Source organism: Candidatus Neomarinimicrobiota bacterium (assembly GCA_041862535.1).
Classification (GTDB): Bacteria; Fidelibacterota; Marinisomatia; order SCGC-AAA003-L08; family TS1B11.
Map to the genome: position 1 here is coordinate 1 of JBGVTM010000191.1, position 5,061 is coordinate 5,061.

General features: G+C 52.4%; 5 protein-coding genes. 1 reads left to right on the top strand and 4 read right to left on the bottom strand.

What is annotated here, in order from left to right:
- Positions 1-841 (bottom strand): transposase (locus tag ACETWG_06860; GenBank protein MFB0516307.1); only part of this gene is annotated, 841 nt, incomplete at its 3' end.
- A gap of 48 nt (positions 842-889) precedes the next feature.
- Here ACETWG_06860 and ACETWG_06865 point away from each other — a divergent pair.
- The gene (locus ACETWG_06865) at positions 890-1,123 is read left to right on the top strand and encodes a LamG-like jellyroll fold domain-containing protein (protein ID MFB0516308.1); all 234 of its coding nucleotides are present in this window, start codon (positions 890-892) and stop codon (positions 1,121-1,123) included.
- A 119-nt stretch (positions 1,124-1,242) separates the two neighbouring features.
- On the opposite strand, the gene ACETWG_06870 is transcribed toward ACETWG_06865, so the two are convergent.
- The 3 genes from ACETWG_06870 to ACETWG_06880 all read right to left on the bottom strand — a co-directional run bounded on the left by ACETWG_06870 (position 1,243) and on the right by ACETWG_06880 (position 4,852).
- On the bottom strand, positions 1,243-2,769 hold the full coding sequence (locus ACETWG_06870; protein ID MFB0516309.1) for a sulfatase: 1,527 nt from the start codon (positions 2,767-2,769) through the stop codon (positions 1,243-1,245).
- A gap of 60 nt (positions 2,770-2,829) precedes the next feature.
- Positions 2,830-4,320 carry a tripartite tricarboxylate transporter permease gene (locus tag ACETWG_06875; protein MFB0516310.1) on the bottom strand — a complete coding sequence of 497 codons (1,491 nt, stop codon included), beginning with the start codon at positions 4,318-4,320 and terminating at the stop codon, positions 2,830-2,832.
- Between the two features lie 136 nt (positions 4,321-4,456).
- A complete protein-coding gene (locus ACETWG_06880) occupies positions 4,457-4,852 on the bottom strand; it encodes a hypothetical protein (GenBank protein ID MFB0516311.1) in 396 nt (131 codons plus the stop codon).
- Between the last annotated feature and the right edge of the window lie 209 nt (positions 4,853-5,061).

Genomic DNA, 5,061 nt, shown 5'->3' on the forward strand with positions numbered 1-5,061 from the left:
CGGGATCCCGATGGAAATGCTCCGCAACCACTTTCACCCGATGCCCAGCCAACTTCCTCCCCACGTACCCCACCACCGCCCGCCCCAACGCACCTCGGCGATTCCTGCTGCCACTGTAAATCAAATCCAAGGGGATCCTCAGCACAGAAGAGACCTCAGAGACAATCTCAACAATCGAGATATCATAGACAAACCCGCCATTCTCATCTAACCCTCTGCGGACCTCCTCCACAAAATCGTCTTCCCCCAGGAACCGCTGATCCTTCACCTCATAATACTCTTTTCTGTGGCCCTGATCTATCCGGTCCCTCACAAACCGTTCATATCCCCGCATGGCACTCCTTTTGTTGCGCGAGAACTGAGCCAACACAAACCCCGTATCCACCAACTCATCGTCCTCACCTTTCACGTACGCTCCGTAACTGGTCCAGCGGTAATCCATCGGATCGTCAACCAAGCCCGCACGAACGGGATTCAAATGGAGGTATGCGGAAAGCTCCAACAGATAGGCATCTCGCTCACAGAGGATGGCCTTGTACCGTCCCTGAAAGAGGTGCCCGCTCTTTCTGTACCTGACATTGAAGGTGCGGGTATAGCGAAACTGAACGACCTGCATCACCCGGCTCAGTGGAACATCTCTGACCTCCACCAAAAGGTGGACATGGTTCGGCATCAACACGTATGCATAGAAAACGATACGGTAGCGCTGCTTGTACTCTCTCAAAAACCTCCTATAGCGCTCGTAATCCCCTTCATCACGAAATATCACCTGTCGCCTATTACCCCGGGAAATAACGTGATAGAGAGCTCCTGCAAAATGAATGCGCGGTTTTCGTGCCATACCGACTCAATACCAACCGCTCGGTCCAATGTCAATACCTATTTACTTATGCCTGACCCCTTTTCTTCTCTTTTCTTCTTGTATGGCCTAGAACTGACGGGATATCAACGCTCGAACAGTCAAGTTAAGCTCACCCAATGGACTCACATTGCCGTAATCTACGATGGTGCGGAAATCAAGTTCTACATCAATGGGGAGAAGGATGAAAACGTGATAAGGGCATCGGGTAAGATTAAGAGCACTACGAATCCCATTCATTTCGGTGGCGATCGGTCTGGGTGATGTTCTTATTATCTTCAAGGGTTCCTTGATGAGGTAAAAATTTCTAATTTCGCTAAGACTCCGGAGGAGATTACGTTATCTGCGAATCCAATCCCGGTAAGTCAATAAGAAACGTCAGATCAGTCGTAGACAGACGGGCTCTTTGGGGCGTGTCCAGCTCCTGGCCAGGTTTCATTGCTGCGCAGGATTCCAGCGCTGCTGGTTGCCAGATAGGCTTTAAAATGGCGCACCATCAGTTCCGATTTCAGGGAAGAGTATGCTGGGTCGTCCCACAGGTTGACGAACTCCCCCGGATCCGATTCGAGGTCGTATAGTTCGCCGATGGCCTCTCCCACGTAGACAGTTAGCTTGTACCTTCCGTCGAAGTACATGGTTCCATGACTGTGGTTAGGCAAGTTAAGGCTGTCGTTGAACTCGGAAATCACGTGGTCCTTATGATGGCCCAGGTCCGCCTGCCCGGTCAAAAGCGATAGAAGCGATTTGCCCTGCATGTAATACGGAACCTCCAGGCTGACTGCTTCCAACAGGGTCGGAGCCAAGTCTACCAACTCAACCAACGCGTCGCTTCTCACCCCCTTCAAGATCCTTGCCGGCCAGGAAATGATCAAAGGTACGCGCACCGAGCCCTCGGAAAACCGGCAGCCCTTGTAGATCAGGCCATGATCCCCCAGCAACTCACCGTGGTCGCTCATGTAGATAATCAGCGTGTTCTCTTTCTGCCCCATTTCCTCTATCGTGTCCACGATGCGCTTGAACTGGTCATCAATCAGCTCAATCATGGCATAATAACAGGCCTTAGCCAATCGAGCATCGTACGCGCTTGGCGGGATTCTTCCCATGTCACCTCTCTCGACAGATCCGGTGATATTGTCTTTGCCGGAAGAGGTCAGGGGATTTATCGCCTCGATCGTATGTTGGTCGATGTTGCCGAAGGCTTTCTGACGTTCAATGTCCGACTCGCGGAATAGCGGATAGGGCAGGGTTTGTGGATCGTAACGGTCCAGGTATTCCTGGGGCGGATCAAAGGGCGGATGGGGATCGAAGGGATTGACGCTCATCAGCCACGGGCCGTCCCGTTCTTCAGTGATGAACCGGATAGCCATTTCAGAACACCACGTGGTCTGGTGGTATTCCGTCGGCACACCCGGCCCAACCTGGCCGGAGAGCGAACCGTACAATTCTACGGGGTCTACCCCCTTTTCCTCTTTCAGCCAGATGGCGTAATCGTGCCCATAGGGATAATCAGGGTTGGGATGATTACTCCAGAAGAACTTGCGGTATCCGTCCTCGGGCCGCCGCTCCAGGTTACCCTTATTTGCCCTCGAAAGGTGGAGCTTGCCTGACAGCGCGCAGTCGTAGCCTGCGCCCGCCAGCAGTTTGGTGACCAACACTTCGTTGGAAGGAAAGTAATCGCTGTTGTTGCGAAGGACGTGATGAGTATTCGGGTAGCGACCCGTCAGAAACGTGGCCCGGCTGGGCGTGCAGATCGGGCTCTGGGCATAGGCGCGGGTAAAAGCCACCCCCTCTTCGCAAAGCGCGTCAAGATTCGGGGTATGGATATGAGGGTTGCCCAATGCGTGAATCGTGTCATACCGCTGCTGGTCGGAGCAATACCACAGAATGTTTGGTCGTTCGTGCTTCGCCATGATCTTTCCTTTCTAATCTAATCGAATTCTAGGTATGTCAACTCTCCAAATCCAATCCATTTATGCCTCTGCTTTCTTCCTGCCACGCCATTTGGAGATCAGGGGCCATAGAAGAAACAGCGCGGAGATAATGAGAAAAGCACATGAAACCGGCCGGGTGATCAAGGGTAGGAAACTGCCACCCGATATCATGAGACCTGATCTCAGCTTAACCTCGGCAATTGGGGCCAGCACCGCTCCAATGATAAACGGAGCTTGGGGGAAAGCGGCTTTTTTCATCACATACCCTACGAGGCCGAAGGCTAGCAAAACCCAGACATCGAACATGCGGTTCCCCTCAATATAACCTCCAATGATGCAAAATGTCAGGATAACTGGTAAGGTATAGCCCTTGGGGATTTTGGTAAATTTGGCGATGAACCCCACCGTGCCCGTCATCATGAGAAACATCAGAATATTCGCGACAAAGCATGCCGCGATGATGCCGTAGAAAATACTCGGGTGACTGGTGGCCAACATCGGTCCCGGCTCGACGTTATGGATCATCATCCCGCCCATCAGAAAGACATCGACAATGCTACCCGGAATGCCCATAGAAATGAGCGGTATCAATGCGCCGGCGATTGTAGCGTTATTAGCGCATTCCGAGGCGATGATACCCTCTTCCGACCCCTCTCCAAACCGATCGGGGGCTTTGGACATGTTTTTGGCCGTAGTGTAAGCGATAATTGATCCGATACTGCCTCCGATACCGGGAAGAATCCCGACATAGGTGCCGATCAGCGAAGACCGCAGCAGGTTGATCAGGTTGGACTTGAAGTCATGCCACGACATCAAAATCCCTTTCATGCGCATCCTAATCAGGATGAATTCCTGCTCGATGTCGATTGTCTCGGTGAGGATTTGTCCAACTGCGAATACCCCGATCAGTATTGGCATCAGCTTGAAACCGCCTTCCATTTCGTGAAAACCGAATGTCAGGCGAAGATCCCCAGCCGAGGGGTCAATACCGGGCAGAACGATTAGCATACCCAGAAACCCGGAGAGGAGACCCTTGATCAACGAGCCACGGCTTACGGATGCGATGAGTACCATGGCCATCAGCACAAGGCTGAAATAGTCCATGGGGCCTAAGTAGACGGCAACATCCGCAACCGGCTTGGCCAGGAGTGCCAGAAATACCCAAGAGACAAGACCACCTACAAAGGAAGCACCAATCCCCAACCCCAGAGCACGGCCAGGTTGTCCCTTGCGTGCCATTGGGAAACCGTCGAACGTGGTGATGACCGCCGTGGGCGTGCCCGGCATGCCGAGCAGGATCGCCGAGATCTGCCCCCCGGAGATCCCGCCCACGTACATGGAAGTGAGAAGGATCACAACGTTAACCGGTTCCATGGTATAGGTGAAGGGTAGGGTAAGGACGATCAGTATCGCGGTGGTCAAGCCCGGTATGGCGCCCACGGTGATGCCCAGAAATGTGCCCAATACCGTCAAGAAGAAAGGCCAGGGGGTTAGCAGATTAGTAAAGGCGACACCTAATTCTTGAATCATCAATTCCACCGTATATGGGGCTAGGGAAAGTCTATGTAAAACACGCGGGTGAAGATGTAGCTACAGCCCAAACCCATCATCAACGCGATGATGATTGCGATCGGCAGTCACCTTAAGTCGAATCGCAACAGTAACATCAGAAGGCGCAGTCTTCCGGTTGCGGTTCCAGAAGTTCCACATCCGCTGCGAAGTCACTCGGTAATTCGGTTTCGACAAATCCTCCAGCCACACTTCCATGAAATGCAACGCCGCCGTAGCCCGCCGTGCTCATGTGAGCGCGGACGAAAACGGCATCACGTGGTCCAATGGGAACTGGCCCACCTGAACGCGTGAATGGTTGTTCGTCGACATGGCTATGCAACAATATGCGGCGGTAGAGGAGCCGGCCATTCGATGAAAGCACTTCCCACCAATCTGCATATTGATCTGGGCCAGTGTCAGGACTTTTCACCGTAACTGAAAACGTATATGCGCCGGGATTGCCGCCAACCGTGACTTTGATAACATTCGCTTTGATTTGCTTTTCAGACATGATCAATTTTCAATATCCTTAGCATCGCTGTCGCCGCGGACTTCGAGAGTGTTGTTAAATGTGCCTTAGGGCAAGTCAATGTAGAATACGTGTATGAAGACATACCCACAGCCCAAACCCATTATCAATGCGATGATGATTGCGATCGGCAGTCGCCTGAGGTCGAACCGCATCAATAACATTATGGAGAGAATAAGGTAAACCGTGGT

Excerpts from the sequence above, each read along its gene's own strand:
- ACETWG_06880 (MFB0516311.1), bottom strand. The coding sequence starts at position 4,852 with ATGTCTGAAAAGCAAATCAAAGCGAATGTTATCAAAGTCACGGTTGGC.
- ACETWG_06870 (MFB0516309.1), bottom strand. The coding sequence starts at position 2,769 with ATGGCGAAGCACGAACGACCAAACATTCTGTGGTATTGCTCCGACCAG.
- ACETWG_06875 (MFB0516310.1), bottom strand. The coding sequence starts at position 4,320 with ATGATTCAAGAATTAGGTGTCGCCTTTACTAATCTGCTAACCCCCTGG.
- ACETWG_06865 (MFB0516308.1), top strand. The coding sequence starts at position 890 with ATGCCTGACCCCTTTTCTTCTCTTTTCTTCTTGTATGGCCTAGAACTG.